The 25,206-nt window shown below is 49.3% G+C and carries 25 protein-coding genes and 1 rRNA gene; 19 read left to right on the top strand and 7 right to left on the bottom strand.

The features are described from left to right. The first annotated feature begins 194 nt into the window (after positions 1-194). The 17 genes from A4V03_RS05245 to A4V03_RS05165 are packed head-to-tail and all read left to right on the top strand — an operon-like array spanning position 195 to position 18,905. Entirely contained in the window at positions 195-950 is a 756-nt protein-coding gene (locus tag A4V03_RS05245) for a DUF4099 domain-containing protein (protein ID WP_065538194.1), read from the top strand. Positions 951-971: 21 nt separating this feature from the next. Next, complete coding sequence (locus A4V03_RS05240; RefSeq protein WP_065538193.1) at positions 972-1,202, top strand: hypothetical protein; 231 nt, start codon at positions 972-974, stop codon at positions 1,200-1,202. Between the two features lie 30 nt (positions 1,203-1,232). Further along, positions 1,233-2,807, top strand: a complete 1,575-nt coding sequence (locus tag A4V03_RS05235; protein ID WP_065538192.1) for a hypothetical protein — start codon at positions 1,233-1,235, stop codon at positions 2,805-2,807. 41 nt (positions 2,808-2,848) lie between these two features. Next, entirely contained in the window at positions 2,849-4,534 is a 1,686-nt protein-coding gene (locus A4V03_RS05230; protein ID WP_065538191.1) for a toprim domain-containing protein, read from the top strand. Positions 4,535-4,548: 14 nt separating this feature from the next. After that, positions 4,549-5,034, top strand: coding sequence for a PH domain-containing protein (locus tag A4V03_RS05225; protein WP_065540297.1), 486 nt, complete (start codon positions 4,549-4,551; stop codon positions 5,032-5,034). After that, positions 5,015-5,707: a hypothetical protein gene (locus tag A4V03_RS05220; RefSeq protein ID WP_065540298.1), complete on the top strand. Its 693-nt coding sequence runs from the start codon at positions 5,015-5,017 to the stop codon at positions 5,705-5,707. The genes A4V03_RS05225 and A4V03_RS05220 overlap by 20 nt, the downstream gene beginning before the upstream one ends. Positions 5,708-5,723: 16 nt before the next feature. Further along, positions 5,724-6,410, top strand: a complete 687-nt coding sequence (locus A4V03_RS05215; protein WP_065538190.1) for a hypothetical protein — start codon at positions 5,724-5,726, stop codon at positions 6,408-6,410. Positions 6,411-6,445: 35 nt separating this feature from the next. After that, on the top strand, positions 6,446-7,087 hold the full coding sequence (locus tag A4V03_RS05210; RefSeq protein ID WP_065538189.1) for a hypothetical protein: 642 nt from the start codon (positions 6,446-6,448) through the stop codon (positions 7,085-7,087). Positions 7,088-7,145: 58 nt separating this feature from the next. Continuing rightward, positions 7,146-8,081 carry a radical SAM protein gene (locus A4V03_RS05205; protein WP_065538188.1) on the top strand — a complete coding sequence of 312 codons (936 nt, stop codon included), beginning with the start codon at positions 7,146-7,148 and terminating at the stop codon, positions 8,079-8,081. Continuing rightward, positions 8,078-9,328 carry a DNA (cytosine-5-)-methyltransferase gene (dcm, locus tag A4V03_RS05200; RefSeq protein ID WP_065538187.1) on the top strand — a complete coding sequence of 417 codons (1,251 nt, stop codon included), beginning with the start codon at positions 8,078-8,080 and terminating at the stop codon, positions 9,326-9,328. The genes A4V03_RS05205 and dcm overlap by 4 nt, the downstream gene beginning before the upstream one ends. Positions 9,329-9,352: 24 nt before the next feature. After that, positions 9,353-10,180, top strand: a complete 828-nt coding sequence (locus tag A4V03_RS05195) for a M23 family metallopeptidase (RefSeq protein ID WP_065538186.1) — start codon at positions 9,353-9,355, stop codon at positions 10,178-10,180. An 11-nt stretch (positions 10,181-10,191) separates the two neighbouring features. Continuing rightward, complete coding sequence (locus A4V03_RS05190) at positions 10,192-10,488, top strand: hypothetical protein (RefSeq protein WP_065538185.1); 297 nt, start codon at positions 10,192-10,194, stop codon at positions 10,486-10,488. Next, positions 10,485-12,272, top strand: coding sequence for a hypothetical protein (locus A4V03_RS05185; RefSeq protein ID WP_065538184.1), 1,788 nt, complete (start codon positions 10,485-10,487; stop codon positions 12,270-12,272). Before A4V03_RS05190 ends, A4V03_RS05185 begins: the two co-directional genes overlap by 4 nt. Before the next feature lie 20 nt (positions 12,273-12,292). Further along, the gene (locus A4V03_RS05180) at positions 12,293-14,914 is read left to right on the top strand and encodes a MutS N-terminal domain-containing protein (RefSeq protein ID WP_065540296.1); all 2,622 of its coding nucleotides are present in this window, start codon (positions 12,293-12,295) and stop codon (positions 14,912-14,914) included. Positions 14,915-14,951: 37 nt separating this feature from the next. Further along, positions 14,952-16,463: a glucosaminidase domain-containing protein gene (locus A4V03_RS05175; RefSeq protein WP_065538183.1), complete on the top strand. Its 1,512-nt coding sequence runs from the start codon at positions 14,952-14,954 to the stop codon at positions 16,461-16,463. A gap of 46 nt (positions 16,464-16,509) precedes the next feature. Beyond that, positions 16,510-17,127, top strand: a complete 618-nt coding sequence (locus A4V03_RS05170; protein WP_065538182.1) for a hypothetical protein — start codon at positions 16,510-16,512, stop codon at positions 17,125-17,127. 2 nt (positions 17,128-17,129) lie between these two features. After that, positions 17,130-18,905 (top strand): ArdC family protein, encoded by a 1,776-nt coding sequence (locus tag A4V03_RS05165; RefSeq protein WP_065538181.1) that lies wholly within the window; start codon positions 17,130-17,132, stop codon positions 18,903-18,905. A 48-nt stretch (positions 18,906-18,953) separates the two neighbouring features. Here the strand turns inward: A4V03_RS05165 and A4V03_RS05160 are convergent, their stop codons facing one another. The 6 genes from A4V03_RS05160 to A4V03_RS05135 form a co-directional block, all read right to left on the bottom strand. After that, positions 18,954-19,415 (bottom strand): hypothetical protein, encoded by a 462-nt coding sequence (locus tag A4V03_RS05160; RefSeq protein ID WP_065538180.1) that lies wholly within the window; start codon positions 19,413-19,415, stop codon positions 18,954-18,956. A gap of 23 nt (positions 19,416-19,438) precedes the next feature. Beyond that, a complete protein-coding gene (locus tag A4V03_RS05155) occupies positions 19,439-19,816 on the bottom strand; it encodes a hypothetical protein (RefSeq protein WP_084081116.1) in 378 nt (125 codons plus the stop codon). Positions 19,817-20,467: 651 nt separating this feature from the next. Further along, positions 20,468-20,579: ribosomal RNA gene (rrf, locus tag A4V03_RS05150) — 5S ribosomal RNA — on the bottom strand. 153 nt (positions 20,580-20,732) lie between these two features. Then, positions 20,733-21,710, bottom strand: a complete 978-nt coding sequence (locus A4V03_RS05145) for an IS982 family transposase (protein ID WP_065538169.1) — start codon at positions 21,708-21,710, stop codon at positions 20,733-20,735. 23 nt (positions 21,711-21,733) lie between these two features. Continuing rightward, on the bottom strand, positions 21,734-22,084 hold the full coding sequence (locus tag A4V03_RS05140; protein ID WP_065538179.1) for a hypothetical protein: 351 nt from the start codon (positions 22,082-22,084) through the stop codon (positions 21,734-21,736). Positions 22,085-22,118: 34 nt separating this feature from the next. Further along, positions 22,119-22,643, bottom strand: a complete 525-nt coding sequence (locus A4V03_RS05135) for a hypothetical protein (protein WP_065538178.1) — start codon at positions 22,641-22,643, stop codon at positions 22,119-22,121. A 362-nt stretch (positions 22,644-23,005) separates the two neighbouring features. On the opposite strand from A4V03_RS05135, the gene A4V03_RS05130 reads away from it, so the two are divergent. Beyond that, positions 23,006-23,650: a DUF6088 family protein gene (locus A4V03_RS05130; RefSeq protein ID WP_084081115.1), complete on the top strand. Its 645-nt coding sequence runs from the start codon at positions 23,006-23,008 to the stop codon at positions 23,648-23,650. After that, positions 23,628-24,647 (top strand): nucleotidyl transferase AbiEii/AbiGii toxin family protein, encoded by a 1,020-nt coding sequence (locus tag A4V03_RS05125; RefSeq protein WP_065538177.1) that lies wholly within the window; start codon positions 23,628-23,630, stop codon positions 24,645-24,647. The genes A4V03_RS05130 and A4V03_RS05125 overlap by 23 nt, the downstream gene beginning before the upstream one ends. An 82-nt stretch (positions 24,648-24,729) precedes the next feature. Here the strand turns inward: A4V03_RS05125 and A4V03_RS21285 are convergent, their stop codons facing one another. Continuing rightward, on the bottom strand, positions 24,730-25,206 hold the full coding sequence (locus A4V03_RS21285) for an OmpA family protein (RefSeq protein WP_236588657.1): 477 nt from the start codon (positions 25,204-25,206) through the stop codon (positions 24,730-24,732).

Below are 25,206 nucleotides of genomic sequence, written 5' to 3'. Positions count from 1 at the left end.
CCCGGTAATCATACTTACAACCGACACACGCCGGAAATGGGTTGAATTTTCTGTATGGAGTATGATTGACAGTCTGATTTTTCCGTGTTTCCATAAATAACTTCAAAAACGGAACGATTTATCGTTTCCGCCCGGTGCAGGCGCAGACGATGAATTTATTTTGCCCCCAAAAGTGAACTTATACCCAAAGGATTATGAACTATCAACACAAATTCAAAGAGGAAGAAATACCTTACAGCATCCTCGAAAAATTCGGACTGACCCGTGAAATGATTGGCGACTTGCCGCAATCGGTGTTGCAACAGGTATGTGACGGCTACCGTTCGCCAGTGCTGCCTATCCATATCACGGATGAAGGAGGGAATATCATACAAGGGCGCACACGCTTCGCATTGGTCAGAACCGAAACAAGGGAAGCGGACATCCTGTTTTATCCGGTGCTTGCCCAAAGCCGATTGGAGCAATTTAGCGAGGCAAACCGCCAAAAGCTGGAAGCCGGGAAAGCGGTGATAGACACCCTGACCGATGCGGACGGCAGACAGGTGCAAGCCTTCCACCAGATAGACGAAGGCACCGGACAGATTCTTTCCGTGCCGACACCCGTCATCGGACGCAACCTGCAATACTTCTGCGATTATTTTGAACTGAGCAACGCCGAACTGAACTGCCTGCAGAACGGTGAGCCTTTGACACTGGTTGATGAAGGCAATATGCTGACACTCGGCATTGACTTGCATGACCCTACCGGCATCCGCATCGGTATCGGGGATGAACGCCAGTGGCGTGAACAGAGCAAGAAGGGGCTGAAAAAATACAACTTCGGGTGCTTCGGCTGTTGGATGATGGACGAACGGGGCAATTGGGACTATGTGGAGGAAAAGGAGTACAGTGAAGAAATGTGGGAGGAAATGAAGAAGAACGGGACGAACAAATTAAGAATGAAGAATTAACTCAATTATGAATTTGGGATTATGAATGATGAATTAGAGAGGTTTTATCCGGAAGAAACGCTTGTGGAGAAAGTGCAGAGCGGCGTGTTCGGGTGGCTGGGGTATGTGACCCATCACTCAAAGGCATGGAAGCAGGAGTATGAGCAGTATTGCCGCCTGCGTGAACTGCCGATGAATGACGGAACCGCCGAAAGATTCCTGCAAATGAAGCAAAAGGAACTGGAGGAAGCGATAGCGAACGGAGACGCTTGATTTTGAACCATTAAAATAAGAGAATACAATATGTCAATCCGAAAGAATACCAATCCCCGACCGCTGGACTTACCACCGGAAATGCAAGACCTGCTAATGCGTAACGGTATGCGTGGATACCTGTCAGGAAGCAGCGAGGGGTTTGCCTTGATTGTGCAGGGGCATGATTCGCCCTTGCTGACCTATCCTATCAGCGAAAAGCAACTGCGTGCGCTGACCGACTGGGGCACGAACTCTGCCAACAAACGGTGTTACAATACCTTTGCGAGCATCGTGGCCGCCGACTTCGACCTGCCGAAAGACTTCGTACACGCCCGGAACGCCAACGGACGGGTTGCCATGGGGCTGCACGGCTACCGTATCGGCACCGGGGAATACGGACGTGTGGGAATGCCCATGCGTCCTTTTCATCCAATCTGCCACGGCTTTCTCGGCTGGACACCCCGGCAACAAGGGGGCTTCCACCTGCGGCGCATCGGCGGAAACCTCTACTATCCCGGTGCGCCTATCGTGCCGAACCGTCCGGACGGACGCATGAAGCCGGGGGAACTACAATCGGGCGGCTACGGCTTCTATTACAAAGGACACACCACCGCCCTGGTAACGGAGAAGGATGTGCTGAAGGAGTTGCAAACCGTGGTGACACCTGTAAAAACCCGACAGAGAAGCAACGAACCAGCCAAGCCCTACAAGGAACTGGTAGCCTCGACGGTGTATTTCACCAACGAGAAATGGCAGGAGTGCTTAGCAAGCCACGGTATTATCGTGGATAGCGAAACACAAACGCTGACCGTGCAGTCGGCCACGGTGGAGGCAGACCTGCAATATGACCTGACAGCGGAGGAACTTGCCGCACTGACCGCCAACACATTGGAAGAAGCCACGGTAGAGAAACGGCTGGAAATCATCAACGGGGTAATCCAAGATGATTATGACGGCAAAGTAACATTGGAAATGCTGAATGGCAGGGAAACAGTGAACTTGCCCTTACATCCGGAAGTGCTGGAGGACTTGAACCGGCAACACTCAATCGGACTGCAACAGGCGAAAGCGGAACAAGGACTAAGAGAAGATTTGCCGAGGGAGGGCGTGATGATGAACGGCAATGACCTTGCAGCAATCCGTCCCGATAAAGGTTGGTACCGCGAAGGAAGGCATGGCAGAGAGGTGACAGTAGATGATATCCGTGTGGAACCGTCCGGACAAGAGGGAACATACAAGATGACCGCCATCATCGACGGCGAACGGGTGAGCCACGAGATTACACAGAAGCAATACGACAAGTTTATGGCCATTGACGACTACCACCGCATGAAACTGTTCTCCAAAGTGTTCGGCGAAGTGGATATGAAGTCGAGAGACCAGACACCGTTGGGGGCGAAAATCGGGGCTGCCCTGCTTGCCGGCGTAACCGTGGCTGCAGAGCTGGGACATGACCACCACTGTCATTCAAGACCGGTGGTATTCACCGAGCATCATCACCATGGGCCTACGCCACTCCCCTATTTCAAACCCGGGGTGGATACGCCTATGGATGTGGCCGCACGTAACTTCGAGGCGGCGGCGAATGAGCATATCCGCCACGAGATGCGCCACGGAATGTAAACCTGTAAAAAGAACACAACACAAACACACCTTTATTATATATGTCGGAACTTACCTACGAAAATTTCAAGCAACGCATCAACATCCAAGAGGTGTTGCAAGATGCCGGGTACCACCTGAACCGCAAGGACGGCATCCGATATCCCTCTTACGTGCGCCTGGACAGCAACGGCCGCCGTATTCGGGGTGACAAGTTCATTGTCACCCGAAACGGTATGTGCTGCTTCCAGCCGCCTGAACAACGGAACTACAACATCATATCCTTTATCAAGGAGCATCCGCATTTCTTCGCGGAATACACGCCGGGGATGTCGAAGGACAGGCTGGTGAACCTTGTGTGCAACCGCCTGCTGAACCAACCCATAACGGAACGGAATACCCGTGTCTTGAATCCGGAGAAGCAAAACAAGCCCTTCAATGCCAACGATTACGAATGGCAAGGCTTTGACTTGGGCAACTGGGAGAGCCAGAAGAAATTCTATCCTTACTTCAAGAACCGTGGGATCGACCTCGCCACCCAACGGCTGTTTGCCAACGACATCTTCCTGACCACGAAGCAACGGACGGACGGCAAGCGATATACCAACCTCTCGTTTCCTTTGACCTTACCGGGCAAGCCGGATGAGAAAGTAGGATTGGAGGAACGAAGCCGCCCGAACCAAGAGGGAAAAATGGCATATAAGGGTATGGCTGCCGGAAGTAACACCACGCAAGGAATATGGATAGGCAATCCGGAACACTTGGCTTTGACAGAGGTGAGAAACATGTACTGGTTTGAGAGTGCGCTCGACGCGATGGCTTTCTGCCAGTTGAACGCAGGCAAACTGAATATGGAGGATTCGGTGTTTGTCTCCACCGGAGGGGCGCCGAGCCAACAACAATTTAAGGGAATGATAGCGGAAACACTGGATGCCGTCCACCACCTTTGTTTTGACCGTGACCGTGCCGGACAGGTATTCGCTATTAATTTTGCGCTGGTTCATGCCGGAAGGGAGTTCTCCAGTTATCTGTCGAAAGCCGAGAAACTAATCGTGCAAGATTGTAGTAAGGGGTATCAACGTCATGAAATAGCACTGGAACCGTTTGACTTCAAGAAAGTGACAGCGAGTTTGGGCATATATGCCCTGAGCCCCGATTTGGAAGATGCGGTTCTCAAATACATGAAAATGGGCGACGGATATTTGCAGGAGATGTATATGAATCGTAGGGATAATTATGAAATCAGCCGTACTGACGGTTCGACAAGCAAGGAGGAATTGGAGGAAATGAAAAACGATCTGCACGCTATCTCGGAAGCTCTACAGATACTATCCCAGCCCGGCACACCTGCCATGAGACGTATCATCTATGAGCCTGCGGCGGAAGGTTACAAGGACTGGAACGACCAATTGCTTGACAAACGGATGGAAACGGAAGAAAAGAAACCTGATGATTGGGAAATCAGTGGCAAGGCTACCCTGAATCGCGCCTTGTCCGATTTGCCCGAAATCAATCCCGAACATATCCGTACCGGCCTGTATGATGAAGCAGACCATGAAGCTGTACGCAAACGGATTGAGCGGGCGGAGAAAGTCGTGCAGTCTTTTGAAGTCAATGACAAAGGAATGCCGGATAAAGGCTTTCAGGAGATGTATGAGATACAGGAAGAACTTGCCCGGTTGGAAACGGATATAACCAACTCCCTTTCGGGCATGAGAGAAGAATACCAATCCAGTTTTCACCGATAATCCCCATGAAACCTATGCAGACCACCCACTACGGAACCCTTGTCATCCGACCGCACTCCATGCAATTCGTCATTGATGAACTGCCCCTGCTTCTGCTTTGCCTTGCCGGGTATGGCTGTGCCGGGATGGAGAACTTTGTCAATAGCGGTATGCTGTCAGGAGCTTCCGTACTGTGCAGCCTTTGCCTGCTGTACCGATTCATCTACCTGCGCCGTACCGAATACCTTATCAGCAGCGAACAGATAATCTACCGGCATGGCGTGTTCACACGAAGCTGTGACTACATGGAGCTGTACCGTGTGGTAGATTTCAGGGAACACCGCAGCTTCCTGCAACAACTGTCCGGGCTGAAAACGGTGAGCGTGTATTCGGGAGACCGCATGACTCCCAAACTGGATATATGCGGCGTGGAATATCGGATGGATCTTGTCGGGCATATCCGTGAACGAGTGGAAAATGCCAAACAACAAAAAAGGATATATGAGATTACGAACCGTTAGCCTGCTGCTTTTCGTGAGCCTTCTGTGGGCATCGCATACCCGTGCGCAATTTGTACAGACCAACCCTTTGGAGTGGATGGCACTGGCAGAGGGCAATGAGGCCATCAACGGCGAGATAGAGAACCAGACGGACGGACAACTCCGCACGGCCGCCTTGCAGAACACCATTGCCGCCGAGTTCAACAAAATCCACGAGTGGGAACGGAAATATAGCGGCTACCTGCAAACGGCCAGCGGGTACGCCTCCTCGCTGAAAGCCGCCACCACTCTGTATGAGGAAGGCGTGCGCATCTTCATTTCATTGGGAAGGTTGCGCAAGGCGGCGGGCGAAAACCCACAGGGTATCCTCGCCACGTCGTCGATGAACAACCTGTATATCGAGACCGCCACGGAGCTGGTGACAGTCTATACGCTGCTACGGAATGCCGTAGCTGCCGGAGGACCGCAAAATATGCTGACCGGTGCGGAACGGAGTGAAACGATGTGGGCGTTGGCAGATAAGCTGGGAGCGTTCAATAAAAAGCTCAACCGCCTGTGCCTGAGCATACGTTACCATACGATGACGGACGTGTGGAACAACATCACCGCCGGGATGATTGACCGAAACAACAGCGAGATAGCGCACCTTGCCCTAGACCGGTGGAGACGGGCTGCAAGGGCGGCGAGGCATTGATGCAAGAGAAGGGATTATGAAAAGGTTGCTTACATACTACACCTGGCTTATCCTGCTGCTGTTTGTGGGAACGGCAAAGATACAGGCACAGACAGACCCGACACTGGCCGGAATGATACTGGGCTACACCAACAAGGCAGAAAAGGAACTGAAAAGTCAAGAGAGGGCGATGCTGATGCAGACAACCGGACATCTCTGGATACGGGAGGAAGTGGAAGGCATGACCGACCTGCAACGGAAATTCAACGACTACCTTGATTCGTTCCGGGATATTGTGTGCTATGCCGCACAGATTTATGGCTTCTACCATGAGATAGGACGGCTGTCGGACAACATGGGAGACTTGTCGAAACAACTGAGGCAATACGCTGATGGGGCTTTTGCCGTGGCACTGACACCCCGGAGAAACCAAATATATCGTGACCTGATATTGGGAAGCGTGGAAATCGTGAACGATATCCGGCAGGTGTGCATGAGCGACACGAAAATGACGGAAAAGCAGCGTATAGAGATTGTATTCGCCATACGCCCCAAGCTGAAACGGATGAACAAGAAGCTGAAGCATCTGGCACTCGCCGTAAAATACACCTCGTTTGCCGATGTGTGGGCCGGGATTGACGAAGGAAGCCGTCCGAAACCGGCAAACAAGGCTGAAATCGTGCAGGCTGCCATGCGGCGGTGGAAACGGAACGGAAACAGATAACGACTATAAAATGAATAACATAATCGGACACGACAATGGGAAAATGGGCAACAATCTTGGGAATAGGTAAAAAGGTAGCCGGACATCCGGCAACACAAGCCACGGCACGCAATATTGGGGACGCACTCGTGCATCCCCGGCGCACGCTTATCGGCTTGGGGCACGGTGCGAAAGCGGCGGTAGTGGGCGGCGGCATGGGGTATCTCGCTTGGGAGAATCTTGTGAACGACAAGCCGGTAGTACGGGCGGCTGCGGAGGTGCTTGTGGGAGAAGAAACGGTGGACAAAGGGCTGGAACTTGCCGGGAACGCTGCGGATAAAATAGCGGACGTGGCAAACAAGACTGCCAAAAGTATGGAGGGAGTGGAACAGTCCGTGTCATCGGCCAACGAGACGTTGAACGGCGTGAGCACCTTCCTGCGGAACATGACCGGCGGCAACGGGATGGATATGCTGGGAAACTTCTTCGGCAATCTCGGCAAGGGGAACGTGTCGGGATTGGGCATCTTCGGGCTGTTGGCCTCTGCCATGCTGATATTCGGCCGCTTCGGGTGGTTGGGGAAAATCGCCGGTGCGTTGTTGGGCATGATGCTGATTGGCAATAACTCCAAAGTGGCGCAACCATTGGCATCTGTGGTGAGTGAGGAACAGGAACGGTCGGGAGGAATGCGGAGATAATGAAAAATTTAGTTCTGAAATTTATGATTCCAGACAAACACAAAAAAGACAAAAGACAATGAATATCGGATTATTGGCAGTAGACAGCCGTTACCCTAACCTTGCGCTGATGAAGATAAGCAGCTACCACAAGGCACAGGGCGATCGTGTGGAGTGGTACAATCCGCTCAACCGATACGATAAGGTGTATCTGGCGAAAGTGTTCACCTTTACTCCGGATTACGCTTACTTCCTGAATGCCGATGAAGCGGAACGAGGGGGAACCGGCTATGACATAGGAAAGGTGCTGCCACCGGAGATAGACAGGGCTGTGCCGGACTACAGCCTGTATGAGATAGACAAAAGAGTGGCTTACGGCTTTCTGACAAGAGGTTGCCCGAACCGGTGCAAATGGTGTGTGGTGCCTCAGAAAGAAGGGAGAATCACGCCTTACATGGATATAGCGGAGATTGCGGTGGACGGACGAAACCGTATCACCCTCATGGATAACAATGTGTTGGCTTCAAACTATGGGCTGGAACAGATTGAAAAGATTATCCGGATGGGGTTGCGTGTGGATTTCAACCAAGGGCTTGACGCCCGGTTAGTGACGGACGAAATTGCAAGGCGGCTTGCGCAGGTGAAATGGCTGAAATATATCCGCTTCGGTTGCGACACGCAAGCGCAGATAGCGGAGTGCGAGCGTGCTACTACCTTGATAGATAAATACGGCTACAAGGGGGAATACTTCTTTTACTGCATCCTGCTCGATGATTTTGAAGAATCATTTTCCCGTGTGAACCATTGGAAACGTAAAGGGAAACGCTTCTTGCCCTACTGCCAGCCATACCGGGATTTGCATAATCCCCACCAAAGCATACCTCAATGGCAGAAGGACCTGGCAGGCTGGGCCGATAAGAAATGGATATTCCTAAGCTGCGAATTCGAGGATTTCACGCCAAGAAAGGGCTTCAAGTGCGGCGCATATTTCAACTCAAAAACAGAGACGGCATGAAAGTGTTGAGTCTATTTGACGGAATGAGCTGCGGACAGATTGCCTTGAAACGGCTTGGCATCCAATCGGAAAAGTATTATGCTTCCGAAATCGACAAACACGCTATCCGGCAAACCCAACTGAATTTTCCGGACACGATACAGCTCGGTGATGTCACACAAATAGACGTGCGCCAACTAGATTCGATAGACCTGCTGATAGGCGGAAGTCCCTGCCAGTCGTTTTCCTTTGCCGGTAAACGTGCCGGTATGTCCACCATAGACAAGAGGGAAATCCATACGTTGGAGCATTACCTGGAATTGAAGCATGAAGGCTTCCTGTTTGAAGGGGAATCATACCTGTTTTGGGAATATATGCGCATCCTGACAGATATTCGCAAGTATAATCCTGATGTGCTGTTCCTATTAGAAAATGTGGAAATGGGCAAAAAATGGGAACGCGTGCTGAGTGAGGCCATCGGGATTTTCGGGGTGCATATCAACTCCGCTTTGGTGTCGGCACAGAATCGTACCCGTATCTATTGGACGAACATACGGACAAAGAATATCGGACTGTTCGGTGAACTGCACTCCGACATTCCACAGCCCAAAGACCGGGAAATATACCTCCGCAACATCGTGGAGGATGAAGTAGATAAGAAATACTACCTGAGCGAAAAAATGCTGGGCTGGCTGAAAAGGCATGGAGAGAAGCGGAACACCGGAATGAACGTGCTGGGCAACAACGACAAAAGCCACTGCCTGATGACTACCGCACAAGCCAAAGGAAACCTTACCACGAACTATGTCTGCATGGCCATGCGTGGCCGTGAGACCTGTCTTGCTCCCCGAAGGACAGAGTACGGCAAACAGATACGCAAGGCATACGAAAAGGGAAAAATCACCGAACCCCGAAAAAATATCCAACAACTTGAACCCCGGACTGACGGCAAGACAAACTGCCTGACGAGCGTACAGAAAGACAACCTGATATGGGCCAGTCTGGACGGATGCAGACTTGACGGAAAGGGGAAAACAGACACTTATACCGGAAATTCACTTCCCTTCGGAGAAATATGTATGTCGTGCGGACGCATCCGCCGCCTGACACCCACGGAGTGCGCACGACTGCAAACCATTCCAGACTGGTACGTCTGGAAGTGCAGCGACACGCAACAGTACCGTATGCTGGGGAACGGTTGGACAGTGGAAGTGATTGCGCACATATTCAGCTTTTTAAGAAATGAAATCAATATAAACATCGCCTGACAACAGGCTTGAAAGGAACGAAAAATGAACTATACGCAAGAAATGAACCTGGTATCAAAAAGCGGCTATTGTATGCCGTTTGAAGAGAGAAACGGAGAAGTGAACATGACATTGGGCTATGGAAAGCAGAACCACCCGGTGACACAGGAGGATTTTTTTCATCACGGTGTGGATTTCGCCACACACCGCTACATCCTTGCCGCCGTAGCGGACGGTGTGGTATCGGGTATCGGCAGCACACCCACGCACGGACTGTATCAAGTGATACGCTATGGCAAGTATGAAGTGACCTATGCCCATCTTGCCAACGCGCTTGCCGCCTTCGGTACACGGGTAAGAGCCGGTAGCGTGGTGGGTATCAGTGGAGACCTGCTGCATATCGGGGTAAAGTATGACGGGGAGGAAATCAATCCGATGGAGTTCCTTGCCATGCTATACGGCAACCTGCTGACGATGCGGCAGCAAGGACATCCGGGTACGCCGGAACTGGCGACCATGGAAATGGATATTCCGACAGCGTATGACGATGACCGGGAGGAAATCGAAGAACTGATGCTGCGCTTCTATCCGGAGTACCTGCTGGAAGTAGGCAACGGCGGCTACCGCGTGCCGGAGCATACGGAACAATCGCTGCGGAATATCTTCTCACTGTCCGCTGTGAAGAACTATTTCTATGAAACGATACCCTCGCTCGCCAACCCGTTGGGGATAGGCGGCCGCTCGATGCCGATAGCCGCCAAAGTGCAAAATCTGCTTATCGGTGACTTCTTGAGCTACCTTGCCCTGCGTCATAACCTCTTTCTCTCCACACTGAATGAAAATGATAAAAAAAAACGGCAGACCAAGCCGTAGCGACTTGCGGCGTGGTGGACCCGCTTGCCGATTTGGAGATAGACGTGCAGAGTTTCGACATACCCCGGCTGGTGACGGTATATCCCGACAAGGCCGGAATGCGCTGGTGGACGAAAGCATGGTTCAACAACCGGGAGGAAGGCGAAGCGTCCGTGGAAATCAGCCGGCAGGTGGCGGTAAGGTTCATTCAAGACCAAATTGACAAAGACACGATGCTGGAAGAATACTTCCCCCAACAAATGGAAGTGTACCATCACGCCATTGAACAGACCAAAGAACAACTATTGCAACAAATGAACCTGACATGAGCACCCCCCGACAGACCCAGCGTTTTGCAGAAATAGAATATTGCCTGCAAAAATATTTCAATACCCGGCTGGCCCCCATAATGAAGGAGGCCAAAGCCTACCTTGCGCAAAAACAAGTGGAGGAAATCGGTACATACCAATCCAGTGTAGCCGGTACGCTTCGCTCCCTTGCCAACGGAGCAAACGGAATACCGGACGACTCTTTATTATACCTCCGACAGACCGGCGAATGGAACAGCAAGACAACAGAGGATTATGTGACGATGTGCCGGGAACGGATAGACTCCACCCCGGAGACCGGACAAGACCTGAGCCTGCTTGCCGGTGAGTGGCGCAACGCCCTTGTAGCGGAAATCAGCCGGGAACGGTATGAGGAACTTTCCAAAGAGTTAGGCGGAGACCTCGCCTTTGCCTACGTGGACTACCGGGTGGAACAAATGATGATTGACCGGATGGTGGCCGAACAGATGCCCAAATCATCCGTGGAGTATGTCTTGCGGAAAGGTGCGGAAGGCAGCCTGTTAGGATTGGCGCAAGGCATGGTGAAGTCGCCCCTGCAACAGGAAATAGAACGGCGTGGCGAAGCGGCCTATCGCCCAAGCGGTGCGGAGCAAGCATTGGGCATGGCGGTGGGTATCGGTATGGATACTGTGACGATGGGCGGTACTTCTTCTTGGGGAAGCCTTGTCAAGCTGGGCGGCATGGAAGCGGTAAGTTATGCGGTGGGAAAATTCATGGACGGAACGAAGGATGCTCCGGCCATGACGGTGGAAGATTGTATCAGCCGCAGCGTGTTCGGCAGCGAGCGCAATGTATTTGCCGACTTCCGCACACAAAGCAAGGAGATAAAATCGTATGAGAACCCTTACATCTTGTCGCTTAACGAACAGTTGGATAAAAGGATGGGCATACTGACCGAAAAGCCGCTTTGGGTGGAACTTATGGAAGCCGAGGCGCAGGTTCCGCAGGGGTGGCCATTCCCGGCATACGAGCCTCCTTCCAATGAGCGCAAACCCGAATACGAGGATGTGCCCATGGTGGTGGCATCCGGCCAGGAAGAAGAATACCTGATGATGATGCAGGAGGAAAAGGAACGCAAGGCACGTGCCGAAGCTGCGGAGGGGCTTGTGGAAGAAGAAACGACTGTACAGCAGGATGATACGGTGACGGGACACCATACGGAAACCAACGACACGCAAGGAAAGGACTATGAAAACGGTTGGGGCAACTTGTTCAGCACTTTCGGGCTGGAGGGTCTGGGCAACATCGGCCAAAACCTGGGCTATGTCGTTTCCATGCTGCCCAACATCCTTTTCGGGCTGTTTACCGGCAAGTCGAAATCGCTGCTTCCGCAAAACAACCTGTTGCCCATCGCTTCCATATTGGCCGGAATGTATGTGCGGAACCCGATGCTGAAGATGATACTGATAGGCATGGGCGGCGCGAACCTGTTGAACAAGGCCGGACATGAAGCCCTTGAACGGCAGGGAAACCAGGCGGCAAAACCCTATAAGGTATATGCCAATGAGACGCTTAATCCACGCATTGCCAACCCGGTGTTGCAAGGGAACAGCCTGATTGCGGTGATTGACAAAGTGCCGTGCAGCATCCAACTGACCGATAATGTGGCAGATGCCCATCGTAGTGGTGCACTTCCCCTGAGTACACTCGCCAACGCCGTGCTTGCCAAACACGATGAAATGCACCGGATGGCACAGCAGAACTACCGGATTGCCGAAGCGGAACGGGATGAGGGCCGAGAACGCAGCATTGTACTCAAATAACCACTTAAATGCAGAGCGATATGAAAGAAAAAAGTCCACGTGAACAATCTGCCGCCCACCAACAGGCGGCACTCCTGGTAAACGCACTGAACGGTGCGGTTGCCAGTACCGGATACTGGCTGAATGCGGCAGGAAGAAACCTACCGAAGTTCTATCCGAAAGGCATTACGGTCAGCCCGTTCAATGCCCTTGTGCTGGGTATGCATACCGACCAAAGCGGCTACACAACCGGGCTATATACAATGTTCTCCGATGCGAAGCAGCGTGGAGAAGCGATATTGCAACAGGAACACGGCGTGCCGTTCAACTGGTACAAATGGGATCAGTATGTAAACCGACACAATTCGGAAGATACGCTGTCCCGTGAGGCATACCAAGCCTTACCCGAAGAACAGCAGAAGCTCTACAAGGGAGTGCGCCAACGGGAAATCATTATTCTGTTCAATATTGACCAGACCACCTTGCCGATGACGGATGCGGAAAAATACCGGGATTTGCAGCAACGCTTCGGAAGCCGTGCTGACCGAGGATATCTGAAAAGTGAGGAACGGCAACTGCGAAGCACGGTGAACCAATTTGTGGCACAAATCAGGACACATCTGATACCTGTGCGCAAGAATGCCGCAGGTATGGCACACTTCGATACTGCCAAAGATGCCGTCTATATGCCCGAACCGAAACAGTTTGAACACTACGAAGATTATGTGCAGGAGTTGATGCGCCAAGTGGCGAGCTCCACCGGTCACGCCCAACGGCTTGCCCGTGAAGGTATGGTGATGAAAGGCGGCAAAGCCCCTTCGGAAGATGCCGTGCACTATGAGCGGCTGGTGGCAGAACTGGTCTCCGGCGTAAAGATGATGGAACTCGGACTGCCCGCCCGGTTAGCGGACGACAGCCTACCTTTGGTGGAACACTGGACACGAGAATTGCAAGAGAACCCACACTATATAGAGGCCATAGAGAGCGATGTGAACAATGCACTGGGGGTTATCCGCAGAGCGGAACAGGGCGAGAAGGTGGAATATGCCACGCTGCGCACGCAACGCCAGACCTCGGAAATGCAGGAACGGCAAGGGCCGCAGGTGGACGCCCGTGAGAGTGCCATACTGGTAGATATTCTCCGCACCGGAGGAATGGCGATAGACAGCCGTAATTTTCCTTCTCCCGAAGCCCGGAATGCATTTTTGGAGAAATTCGACCTGGGCTATTACGAGCAGAAGAAGAACGAAGCCTTGTCGATGGTGACGGATGAGGATACCGACGTGGTGGAGATAGCCTATACAGAGGCACTCACCTATGGTACGAAGATAGCTACGGCGTGCCGAGAATACCTGCCTGCCGAATGGAACACAAAAGGAAGTTACCGGATAGCGGACGAACTGAAAAGCGTGCCTGACCGCTCCACCAAAGAAATGGTGGTGGTGCGTGCCAGGCAGACCGGGATTGTGGACGTAGTGCTGCCTGCCGGTGCCACCACAGGGGGCCACGTGATACTGTCCGCTACGGACAGACGTCCGTTTTACCTGACTCCCGATGAGGTAATGCCTGCGCAGGAACGGTCGGAACAACAGGCAAGGCTCGTAGCCCACAACCTGCCCGGATTTTCCAAACAACAGATAGCCGGTGCGCTGATGAAGCAGGGAGCAAGCTATGTGCGCTTCTTCAATAAAGACGGCCTGCTGGGATACCGCCCCGATGACAGCTACTTCAAGGACAAGGAGGTGTTTACCGCCAAGCTGAACAACAAGGAGTTGCAGGTGCAAGCGACGCTTGATGTGGAGGAAGCGGTGGATAAGGCCACCCACGTACAGTTTGAACACATACAGATGTTGCGTGACGACAACAACCGCTGGGCACTCTACCTGAGACCCACAGAAGGGGAAGCATTCAGCATCTATCCCGACAAGGAGGACTTGAACCGTTTCTTCTCTGCCGTGAAACAGAATGAACAGAAATCGGCACAGGAAGTACGCATGGAACTGGCGCAAAAATACTATGCGCTCGGCACCGACCGCCCCAAACTGAGGCAAGACTTGTTCGGCACGGCACCTGCGGACGTGGACTTGTCGCTTATCCAACGTGCAAATATCTTCCGGGCCAAAGATGACAAGTTCCTTTGTGTGCCGCAAATCAAGGGAATGGGAAAAATAGAAGCCCGTGAGGTATCGAGGCAACAATGGCAACGGCTCTGGATTGCGGAGGATATGGCCGGGTATAAGACAAAGCTGGCGGCTACGCTGTTTGCAGATGTGCTGAAACAGGCGCAAGAAGCGAAGCTAGCGGAAAACCGGAGGGAAACTTCGGAGATGAAGAATGAAGGGAAAGAACTGACGGATTGGAAGATATTTGAGGAATTGAAAGATAAGTACAAGGATGCCGTGCTTCTCTTCCGTGACCATGACCGCTATGAATCTTATAAGGAGGATGCGGACAGGGTGGCAAACGTGCTTGGAATTAGTGTGTCGGAACGTGACGGGGGGATTCATGCGGTTTCTTTTCCTAATTCGGATTTGGACAAGCACCTGCCCAAACTGGTACGGTCGGGAATGAGAGTAGGAATATGCGATAAACTGCCCCGTGTGCCGGTGTCCGCATTGGACACCCCCATTGAGAATGAACAGCGTCCGACACGACGGATGTAATGTGTAACGCATAAGAGAAACATATACCTATATAATAATGAGTAAGAATCAAGAATATGCAGAGCGATACGCCGGGTTTGCGATGGAGCAGATGCACAAGTACGGCATTCCGGCATCGGTGACGTTGGCGCAAGGTATTTTGGAAAGCTCCAACGGACAAAGCCAGCTAGCAATGAAAGAGAACAACCATTTCGGCATCAAGGCGACTGTGGCGTGGATAGAGGGTGGCGGTCGATACGGACTGTACACCGATGACAAACCCGACGAGAAATTTTGCAGCTATGCTTCGGCGGGTGATTCATACGAGCATCATTCCCGATTCCTAAAGGAGAACAAGCGGTATGCGGGCTGTTTCAAACTGGCAGCTGACGACAAGGGCTGGGCGCAAGGTCTGGAACGTGCCGGATACGCCACCGGAGGGAACTATGCCGCCAATCTGCAACGGATTATCGAAGCGAACGGACTTGACAGGTACGACCGTATGGTGATGGAAACCGGACTTGCGCAAGGCGAAGCAGTCACAGCGCATTATTCCTTCCCGGTGAAAAGAAATGAGTTCCTGTTGGTAACTTCCCCTTTCGGAATGCGTGGAGACCCGATAAACCCGGACAAACAGCAAATACACAAAGGAATCGATATCCAGACAAACCGGGAAGCCGTGCTTGCCACGGAGGATAAAGGAAAGGTAGTGGCGGTCAATCTGAATGCCAACACGCCGGGCGGCCGCTCTGTCACGGTGGAGTACGAACGTGCAGACAACAGCAAGGTGCAGGTAAGCTATCATCATCTGGAGGCGGTAGGCGTAAAAACAGGTGACACGGTGAATGCCGGGTTACAGCTTGGCGTGTCGGGCAACACCGGTACACGGACAACCGGCGAACATCTGCATCTGGAGGTAAAAAAAATCCATGCGGACGGAACCCTGCGTGAAGTGAATCCTGCGGCTTACCTTGCCGAGATAGCGCAGAAAGGGAACATCGGACTCCAACTGTTGTCGGACGGCAAAGACCTGTTGGCGAAATTCCGCACGCAAGGGAACGAGGCTCCGGCAATTGGTCCTGCCACTTCTCCGGAAGACTGGATGAAAAAGCTGCTATCCTCGGAGGATAGCGGTATTCAACTAAACGGCAACGACCCGATTATGGAGTTGGTGATGGGGATGTTTACTTCGCTGATGTCTCTTGCCGTACAGATTGACGGCAAGGAGCAGGAGCAGCAAATGGCGGCTGCGACCCAAGCAGCATTGGAAAAACGCATTGATTTGTCGCCACTCGCCCCCTCGCTGGAATCCTGTGAACTGGTGATACAAGGCAGTGCAAGACCTATGCTGCACGCCAAAGACGGTACCGGCAGCTATTCGCATGAACTGACTGCAACTGAGATGAACCGACTGTCGCTGATATTGAATGACACGGCGATGCCGGATGAGGGCAAGCGGCAACGAATCGGTACGGCGGTGAACCATATACTCGTGGCTGAACGTGCGACCAAGAGCTATGAGCAGGGAATGGAACAACGCGGGCAGTCGGACAGTTTGCAGATACGATAGTGAATATAGAAACGAAATAGTTGTGTAACAGTTAAAAGTGTGATTTATGATTAAATGTAATGTGACAATGAACGGTATTGTGAGCCGCACGGCTTCCATGCGTACCAACAAAGAGGGGAAATCCTACATCGGCTTTGCCGTAAAAACGACCATTCTTGCCAAAGCAGGCAGCAGCAAGCAAGTGGAGGTGTTCGTGTCGAAGGACGGAACGGCTGCAGAACTACCTCTTTATGTGGCCGGACAGCGTATTGAGCTGAAGGGGGTGCTGACCTTCCGCAAGCGTGAAGAAAACCTGTACCTCAATTTCTATGCCGAGAGCGTGGATTTCCACCCACAAAACGAACGTGATGTGATTGAAGGCAGTATCGAGTTCCGGGGTACGGTGGGCAAACAGGTAGAGGAAAAGAGGGATAAGAGGGGTAATGCCTACTCGGTGTTCTCCGCATTCAGTACAAAGAAGCATGAGGAAAACTTTGTTTTCACGTGGGTGCGCTTTATCCGTTTCTCCGCTGAAAAAGAGAGTTGGCTCCAGCCTAAAGCACGTATCTGTGCCAAAGGAATGTTGGAGCTGTCGGTGTATCTGGATAAAATCAACCTCTCCTGCCGGGTGGAGGAAATGAGGGAATGGGTGAAACCGGCTGTAACGAATGAAACTGAATTTTGAGCATGGCAGGAAAAAGATATAATCCGGATGGACCAAGTGCAGAGGAACGTGCGCTTGAACGGTTTACGGAACTGATGATAAAGAAAATATCGTCTATCAAGGGAGACTGGAAGAAACCGTGGTTTACCGAGAACTTTATGGCATGGCCGAAGAACCTGTCCGGACGAGAATATAACGGGATGAATGCGCTGATGCTCATGTTGCTTTGCGAGGAAAACAGCTACAAGCTACCGGTGTTCTGTACCTTTCAGCGCGTGTCGGGACTGAACTATTCAACGGACAGACAGGGGAATCATAAGCCATTGACGGATGCCAATGGGGAGAGACTTCCGCAGGTGTCTGTCCTGAAGGGGGAAAAATCGTTTCCGGTATTCATTACCACGTTTACCGTGGTGGATAAGGAGACGAAAGAGAAAATCAAGATGGAGGACTACCGGAAACTGTCGCCGGAAGAACAGAAAAAGTATTCGGTATATCCCAAGCTGAACGTACATAATGTATTCAATGTGGCACAAACCAACCTCCGAGAAGCACGTCCGGAACTATATGAGAAGCTATGTGAACGGAACAACTTAAAACGCCCGGCCTCCCTGGACGATGAAAAAATGGCGTTTGCCCCATTGGATGAGATGATTGAAAAAAAACTGTGGGTGTGTCCGATTTCTTTGGAACATCAGGATAGTGCTTATTACAGCATTGCCAAAGATGCGATTGTGCTGCCGGAAAAGAGCCAGTTTATCAACGGGGAATCGTTTTACGGGACGCTGCTGCATGAAATGACGCACAGTACGGGGGCTGAAGGACGCTTAGACCGTATCAAGCCAGCCGCTTTCGGAAGCAAAGAGTATGCCCGTGAGGAACTGGTGGCTGAATTGGGCAGTGCTTTGGTAGCCTCGCAGTATGGTATTACCAAGACAATCAAGGAGGATAGCGCACAGTATCTCGGTTCCTGGCTGGATGTATTGAAGGAATCCCCGGAGTTTCTGAAAACCACATTGTTTGATGTAAAAAAGGCTTCGTCGATGATTGCACAACGGATTGATGCGGTGGCTGAGAAGATTGAGGCAAAAGAACGGATGTTTTACAGTTCCGTGGCTTATCTCCAGTTTTCGGATGATACCGGGCAATTCGATGAACTTAAAGAAAAAGGCGACTACGAGGGCTTGTTGGCACTCGGCAGGGAGTATTACGATGGCAACGGCATCAATGAGAAGTACACTTATCTGTCCCCCTTGCAAAACAAGGGAGATGACCTGCTGATTGAAGATAAAGACTTTGCCGTTGTCTATAACGGAAGCGTAGGCGGTACCTACGAGGTGATGCTGAAGTTCACGGAACAGGAAATCCGTGACCATATCAAACAGTATGGCGTGGATATTGCAGGGGAAACAATAAAAGAGGTGGCCAGGGATATGGTGGCAGAGCAATTTGATAGGCTGCCCCGTTCGCCAATCTTTGAAATGGCCAGTGGGGATATTCTGTATCTGGAGTATAACCGTGAGAAAGATTGCCTTACGGTCGGCACGGCTACCAATGCAGGACTGGCGGTTCAGCACAGCTTTGCCTACAACCATAACCAAGACCTTGACAGCAACTTGCAAGATGTGCTGACCACCCTTAAAGCCTGTCCCGAATACCAGTACCGGGGTGATGCCGAAGAAAGGGTGAATCCGCAAATAGACCTTATGGATGCGGACAATGACGGCAATACGCAGGAAGTGGCGCATGAGGAAAGGGAACAGGAGGATGAGTATGTGCCTTATCGCAGGGGAAGATAAGATATTGAGTGCAAGGAGTGTATGGGACACATTCCTTGCACGTTCTTTTTATTCTTCTACGAGCGTTAATTGCTCCGGGCGGTCGGCAAACCAATAGGCTTCGCTGTCGGTATATACACATCTGCCATTGACAGGCTTTCCAAAAGCCAACACTTCGTGGGGGCCGAATACCACTCCGTAGTCGTTGGTGAAAATCACCCTATCGCCGACTGACAATTCCCGGTCTGTGTAGGTGGCTTCGGAAAGGCGGTCGTAGAAAATCGTACCTTCCGCTTCACACCGGGCTTTCCAACGCAAGAAATCTTCTTTGTGGCTCATAACCATGCCAAAGGGTGATAACTTGGAAGGGAAAACTTCGGCTTCCGAATGGTCGGAGGCAATCAGGATAATGCTGTCCTCGTCAATTTCTTCGGGAACGGAAATCACTTTGTAAGCTCCTGAAGATTCACCGTTGTTTGGGTCGTTCCAATAAAGGGTATTACCGTTCTTGATAAAATCGTACTTGCTCATTGTATATAAATATTTAGTGAAAATCAATATAAATCATCCAAACATTTTTGTGCCGCCACTTCTAAGGCTTCTTCCAATGTTGCAAAAAACTTGTCCTCTTTCTTTGAGTTATAGAAGATATGTTTTCCTCTTTGGGCGACCATTTTATAACCACGTTCCTGTTTTCTCGGCTTGAAATCAATAGTTCTTTCTTTGCTCAAATACTGAAGGCACTCCAACAAGGTCGGGCAACCACACATATAATAAGGAGAATAACAGCCGTTTTTTTCTGTGTGCAAACCTCCCAATTTGTCGTACCAAAATAAGCTGGGAATATAGATTCGAAGTTCGTGCATTGCCAAAGCGGTTTTGCTACTCACCAACTTGTCTTTGTTAATCTGCATTTCATACTTTTTCATCATAATCTGTTTTTATAGTTATTATTGAGTTTTTTCCCTTACTTCAAAGCCTTTCGGCTCTTACTGCCAAGAGTTCTATTTTTACGTGCAATCTCAAACGGCTTGTTAGTCAAAATAAAGGCAAGGAATTTGGAGATTTTGATGCCGAGCTTGGAGAGCCTGTCAAAATCTTCAAATAGCGAAGCGGTACTTGACGGATTTTGCGAGCCGTAACTTTGCAGAGTAAAAAAAGAGGGCTTGGGAGGGAAGAATGGTAGATTATGGTATAAAAGGGAGGTGGAATTGAACTAAAATAGAGGAGGTAATTATCGTTACTAGATAACGATAACGCCTGCTAGTGGTAGATTACTTTCGATTCTAATGGAATAAGAGGTTTTACAATGTGAAAGGGGAAATAATATAATAAAAATGAAAACAGGGAGGGTATCTCGTACCCTCCCTGAAAAAGATTAGTTATCTAAAATAGTTTATTAGAGGTTTTACCAAGAATGTGATAAACTCTCTAATACTTATCTTAAACTCAAAAAAGTGTTTTTTCTCAATTGACTAGGACTACTCTTTTTGGGTAGTCTTAATCTAATACATATAATGTATCATACTTAATTAAGATATTAATAGTTAGGAACGTTTTCTTTTGCCATATATCCCATTCATGCAAGGTATTAACCTACTCTCCCATTATAATAACAGTACCATTGGCAATGCAAAGCTTAACTTCTCTGTTCGGAATGGGAAGAGGTGTTTCCTTTGCTTTATAAATACCACAAGACAAATATAGGTGGTTTATTTGAATTTTCACTAGTTTATTGTGCAAATTTCAATTCAGGGAAAACGAGCCCGTCCTCATCATTGGTAAAAATGATTTCATCATCCCACTCTCCTATACTATGATAATAGAGAGTAATACCTGTTGGTTGAATTAAATTAGAGAATATTTTATCCGCCCAATCGGATGATGATTAACGAAATTGACATATTGCATGAACGTCATTGCTGCTATTTTGCCTGCTATGCGGGTGAAAAGACCGCAGGATTGTTTTGCATAGTTTCGTATCATCATAAGATTGTCGTTGAGCTGGGAAAATATCGTTTCGATACGTTTACGGAATCTCTTGTATGCCCATGTAGGCGGATGCCAGTTTTTCTGATTCAGCCGATATGGAACTTCAAGAGTGATATTTGCTGCCTCAAAGAGATTCTTCTGAATCTCAGCACAGAGATAGCCCTTGTCTCCAAGCATCATGCAATCATGATATTCCCAGCGTACGTCCTTGAGAAAATGAAGGTCATGAACACTTGCGGCAGTCATGTCAAAGGAATGGATAACACCAAGTATTCCGCAGACAACATGGAGCTTATAGCCATAATAATGCAAGCCTTGCGAAGCGCAGTATCCCCAGTCGGGAGCAGCATCGGGATTGTCTTGTCCCATGGTGCATCGTTTGGCCCGTGCGTTCCGGCATACCTTTACTGGTTTAGAATCAATGCAGAATACATCTTCGGGGCCATCAATAGCTCTGGCTACATCCTTGCGGATTTCTTCTGCAAGTCGGGCCGTGAGCTTGCGTCGGGCATTGAATTGTCTGCGACTGATCAGGTTAGGCAAATCCTCCTTACACTCATGGTGCAGACGATAAAAAAGAAGATTCTCGCTGTCGAAGCCGAAGGACTCGGCGGTTATCCCGAGAGCAATGACTTCAAGGTCGGAAAACTTGGGAACAACACCGCACCTGGGTACGTTTCCATGTTCATTAACTCGATTTCCGGCAAAATCCTTGCAGATTCCGAGGATTCTGACGAAATTTGCTATGAAGTTGCGCATAAGCAGTGCAATAGTAGTTAACGGTGTGGTTACCACTAATTTAATAATAATCCGCAAATTGTGCAACTTTTTCATTTGTAAATATTTAGAATTTTAATTCAACCAACGGGTAGAGTAATACCAAATGATTCAGCAATGGCTTGGAATAATGAAACACTGGGAGTCCAAGTGCTATCAGCTTCAACTTTAAAGCCACAAATACCAGGTTTCATTTGAAAAATGTTATCACTTGTCAATCGGAATGTTCCTCGACACAGAAAATCATCCAGACTATTACGCAAAAGCTCTATTATGATATAACCTAACCAATCCGGACTTCCTCGTAAAAAATTTGCATCTTTCCATTGACTGCGGTCGGTCTTTAGAGGACTATCCAATGCTTGGAAGGCTTTTGTTACTGCTTTTTTATTACCTTCAAACAGATACTTATCGAAACGCCAATCTGCCATACTAGTAATTTTAGAAATTTGAGAATATTGTAAGTTAAGCCACGCTCTTTTGTCCTGCAATTTTCCAACCATAGACTTTTGCCACATCGGGATATAAGGAACGTGTCAGTTTGCGGAAACCTTTCTCATCTATCTCACCGTTGTAAATCTTGGCTGCTATCCGTTCGGCTGTTTCCTCGTCTTTGGCTATGCGGTAAAGCACATAGTTGGTGCCGTCGTGGTGGTGCAGCGTTCCACGTATGTTATAGGTATCGCCGTACCATTCGGCATCCTCACATTGGGTATGGAGTATATTGGCGATATTATCACCAAAAATCTGAAAGGCATTTCTTCTGCCTTGCCACAGCCCTAAATCGGCAAAAGCGATGATAACACCTTCTATCTTTTTATCAAGGTTGATTCTTTCATCGGACAGACCGATATACACTTCTTCTACCCATTCCTCGTCCGTGAGTTGATAATCTTCATCTTCCGTATTCGCACGCATATCTTCCAGATAGTTTGCACGTGCTTCATCATCATAAATCATTTCACTGCTCCAAATCATTTTCTTTTCCATTGTCTTACTGTTTAAATTGTTGGTTATGTACTTTCCCTTTCATTAGAGAATTTTCATCTCTACCAAGGGGCTATTTTTACGTGCAATCCCCTAACGGCTTGTCTGGCAAAACAAAGGCAAGGAATTTGGGGATTTTGATGCCAGGCTTGGGGAGTCTATTAAAATATTCAAATAGCAGAGCGGTACTTGACGGATTTTGCGAGCCGTAACTTTGCAGAGTAAAAAGGAAGGCTTGGTAGGTGGGAATGGTGGATTATGGGAGAAAAGGGAGGTTAGGAAGATATAATTGGGGGTAAAATCGAATGAATTTCGGATATTCTTCGTATTTTTGCACCGAAAAATTTGAAATAATTCGGTATTAAATGATGTTAATAAAAAAAACACCAAGCATAAAATCCGCCATTTTAAGGCGCATTGAAGAAAGTCCGGAACATAGTATTTTCTTCATAAACGATTTTGTGGAACTCGGTTCTATGGAAACCGTCAGGAAGGTTCTGCAACAGGCTCGTTTACTTGGGCTTGTATCTCATGTAGCGCACGGGATTTATGTCAAGCCTATGCAGTCGAGATTTGGGGAAGTGCCACCACCTTTAGAAAAAATCGCCAAAGAGATTGCGCAAAGGGATCGTGTGGAAATCATGCCTACCGGTAGTACGGCTGCCAATATATTGGGGCTATCGACACAAATACCGATGGTGGTGTCCTACCTTACAACAGGGTCATCAAGAACCATAAAGATAGGAAAACGTGCGATTAAGTTTCGCCATGCGGCTCCCCGTAACTTTGCTTATGAAGGCACTACCATTCCATTGGTCGTACAAGCCCTTAAAGACTTGGAAACTGAAAATATAGGAGAAAGGGAACTTTCGGCTCTGTATCAGTATTTATCCAATGCGCAGGACAAAGATACCTTTCTAAAAGATATTCTTCTGGTTCCCCAGTGGATTCAAAACCTCGTTAAACCCATAATAACCAATATACAAAATGAAACATTGGCAACAATATAATTTGGAAGAACGCTTACAAATTCTTGATATAACCAGCGCAGAGAAGGGCTTACCCAGACTTGCCGTAGAAAAAGACTGGTGGGTGGTAATGGTGCTGAAAGCATTATCCCAAACACAATATGCTCATTTGGCTTCCTTTAAGGGCGGAACTTCCCTTTCTAAAGGGTGGTCGTTAATCGAACGATTCAGTGAGGATATTGATGTAGCATTAAGACGTGAAGGACGGTTTGCCATATCCGGTACATCCAATACGCAGTTGGCCAAAGCAAGAAGAATGGCACGGCACTACATCGTGCGTGAATTACCTGAAGAACTGGCAAAAGCCTTATCTGCATTGGGCGTTTCCGACTTTACTGTAGAGCCGGAAACAAGCAAGAACAAAGGCGGAGAGCAGTACGAATTGAGAGCAGACACACATCCTTCTGTCATTTATGTCAATTACAAGTCCGTCATTGATGAGACATCTGAATATCTTCTTCCGAGAGTAAAGATTGAAATCAGTTGCTTGTCGATGGATGAACCGGTCGAAGAAAAGACGATTCGTTCCTTCATATCTGAAGCCATACCGGAAGCGGAAGATGTTTCGGTCAATTTCAATACCGTGATACCTACAAGGACTTTTCTGGAGAAGATATTCCTGCTGCATGAGGAATTTCAAAAGGAGAAGCCGAGAAGTTACCGTATGTCACGCCACCTTTATGACTTGGAAAAGATAATGGATACTTCATTCGGGAAAGATGCACTGGCAGATAAAAACTTGTATGATGAGATAGTCAAACATCGCAGCATATTTAACCGGATGAGCTTTGTGGATTACACTACCCATGCTCCTGCCACGGTAAATTTTATCCCGTCTGAGGAAGTCAAGCCGGATTGGGAGAACGATTACAATGCGCTGACAGAGCATTTCCTTTATTACAATGAAGTAAAACTTTCATTCGGCGAGTTGATGAATCGAATAGAGGAGTTATTGGCAAGAATACGGGGAATGGAATAAAATTGAAATTAGCCGGCTGACCCTCACAGGCTGACCGGCTATCACACAATGTAAGTTTATTATTATGAACAAAAAGTAATCCTTAATTTTGAGGAGCAAGCAATCTCACGCAAGCGTTCCTGTTTGCCTCATTGGGTGAGTAATCATCAATACCACCTTCTGAGACAATCTCAATATGGCTGTCCGGCACGGCACGTTTGATAAGCTGCACCTTGATGTACTCGGCACGGTAAAGCCCCAATGATTTGTTGAGCGTTTCATTACCCGTAGCGTTGTCCGCTGCTCCAGAAACCCGGATATGCAGCCCATGCTTGTTGGCGATCCGGGCTATTCCGTCAAGGTTGATTAGTTGCGAGGTATCGGTCAGCCTATCAGTGTTCAGGATAAAGAAGAAATAGATGGGTGCCCCGACATACAGGCTGTCGGAAACAGACTGTGAGGCATCACTATCCCAATGATATGTATGCTGTCTTTGTGAAACTGCTTGCCTATTGGTATGCGCTACCGAATGAGCGGAAGCTGTAGAGTCGCCTACCTCCGTCAAGGGGGATTGATTCAA

The organism is Bacteroides caecimuris (genome assembly GCF_001688725.2).
GTDB classification, from domain to species: domain Bacteria; phylum Bacteroidota; class Bacteroidia; order Bacteroidales; family Bacteroidaceae; genus Bacteroides; species Bacteroides caecimuris.
The sequence above is the reverse complement of the archived record's forward strand: the minus strand, read 5'-3'. Positions and strand labels throughout refer to the sequence as shown.

Excerpts from the sequence above, each read along its gene's own strand:
- A4V03_RS05245 (WP_065538194.1), top strand. The coding sequence starts at position 195 with ATGAACTATCAACACAAATTCAAAGAGGAAGAAATACCTTACAGCATC.
- A4V03_RS05240 (WP_065538193.1), top strand. The coding sequence starts at position 972 with ATGAATGATGAATTAGAGAGGTTTTATCCGGAAGAAACGCTTGTGGAG.
- A4V03_RS05235 (WP_065538192.1), top strand. The coding sequence starts at position 1,233 with ATGTCAATCCGAAAGAATACCAATCCCCGACCGCTGGACTTACCACCG.
- A4V03_RS05230 (WP_065538191.1), top strand. The coding sequence starts at position 2,849 with ATGTCGGAACTTACCTACGAAAATTTCAAGCAACGCATCAACATCCAA.
- A4V03_RS05225 (WP_065540297.1), top strand. The coding sequence starts at position 4,549 with ATGCAGACCACCCACTACGGAACCCTTGTCATCCGACCGCACTCCATG.
- A4V03_RS05220 (WP_065540298.1), top strand. The coding sequence starts at position 5,015 with ATGAGATTACGAACCGTTAGCCTGCTGCTTTTCGTGAGCCTTCTGTGG.
- A4V03_RS05215 (WP_065538190.1), top strand. The coding sequence starts at position 5,724 with ATGAAAAGGTTGCTTACATACTACACCTGGCTTATCCTGCTGCTGTTT.
- A4V03_RS05210 (WP_065538189.1), top strand. The coding sequence starts at position 6,446 with ATGGGAAAATGGGCAACAATCTTGGGAATAGGTAAAAAGGTAGCCGGA.
- A4V03_RS05205 (WP_065538188.1), top strand. The coding sequence starts at position 7,146 with ATGAATATCGGATTATTGGCAGTAGACAGCCGTTACCCTAACCTTGCG.
- dcm (WP_065538187.1), top strand. The coding sequence starts at position 8,078 with ATGAAAGTGTTGAGTCTATTTGACGGAATGAGCTGCGGACAGATTGCC.
- A4V03_RS05195 (WP_065538186.1), top strand. The coding sequence starts at position 9,353 with ATGAACTATACGCAAGAAATGAACCTGGTATCAAAAAGCGGCTATTGT.
- A4V03_RS05185 (WP_065538184.1), top strand. The coding sequence starts at position 10,485 with ATGAGCACCCCCCGACAGACCCAGCGTTTTGCAGAAATAGAATATTGC.
- A4V03_RS05180 (WP_065540296.1), top strand. The coding sequence starts at position 12,293 with ATGAAAGAAAAAAGTCCACGTGAACAATCTGCCGCCCACCAACAGGCG.
- A4V03_RS05175 (WP_065538183.1), top strand. The coding sequence starts at position 14,952 with ATGAGTAAGAATCAAGAATATGCAGAGCGATACGCCGGGTTTGCGATG.
- A4V03_RS05170 (WP_065538182.1), top strand. The coding sequence starts at position 16,510 with ATGATTAAATGTAATGTGACAATGAACGGTATTGTGAGCCGCACGGCT.
- A4V03_RS05165 (WP_065538181.1), top strand. The coding sequence starts at position 17,130 with ATGGCAGGAAAAAGATATAATCCGGATGGACCAAGTGCAGAGGAACGT.
- A4V03_RS05160 (WP_065538180.1), bottom strand. The coding sequence starts at position 19,415 with ATGAGCAAGTACGATTTTATCAAGAACGGTAATACCCTTTATTGGAAC.
- A4V03_RS05155 (WP_084081116.1), bottom strand. The coding sequence starts at position 19,816 with ATGATGAAAAAGTATGAAATGCAGATTAACAAAGACAAGTTGGTGAGT.
- A4V03_RS05145 (WP_065538169.1), bottom strand. The coding sequence starts at position 21,710 with ATGAAAAAGTTGCACAATTTGCGGATTATTATTAAATTAGTGGTAACC.
- A4V03_RS05140 (WP_065538179.1), bottom strand. The coding sequence starts at position 22,084 with ATGGCAGATTGGCGTTTCGATAAGTATCTGTTTGAAGGTAATAAAAAA.
- A4V03_RS05135 (WP_065538178.1), bottom strand. The coding sequence starts at position 22,643 with ATGGAAAAGAAAATGATTTGGAGCAGTGAAATGATTTATGATGATGAA.
- A4V03_RS05130 (WP_084081115.1), top strand. The coding sequence starts at position 23,006 with ATGATGTTAATAAAAAAAACACCAAGCATAAAATCCGCCATTTTAAGG.
- A4V03_RS05125 (WP_065538177.1), top strand. The coding sequence starts at position 23,628 with ATGAAACATTGGCAACAATATAATTTGGAAGAACGCTTACAAATTCTT.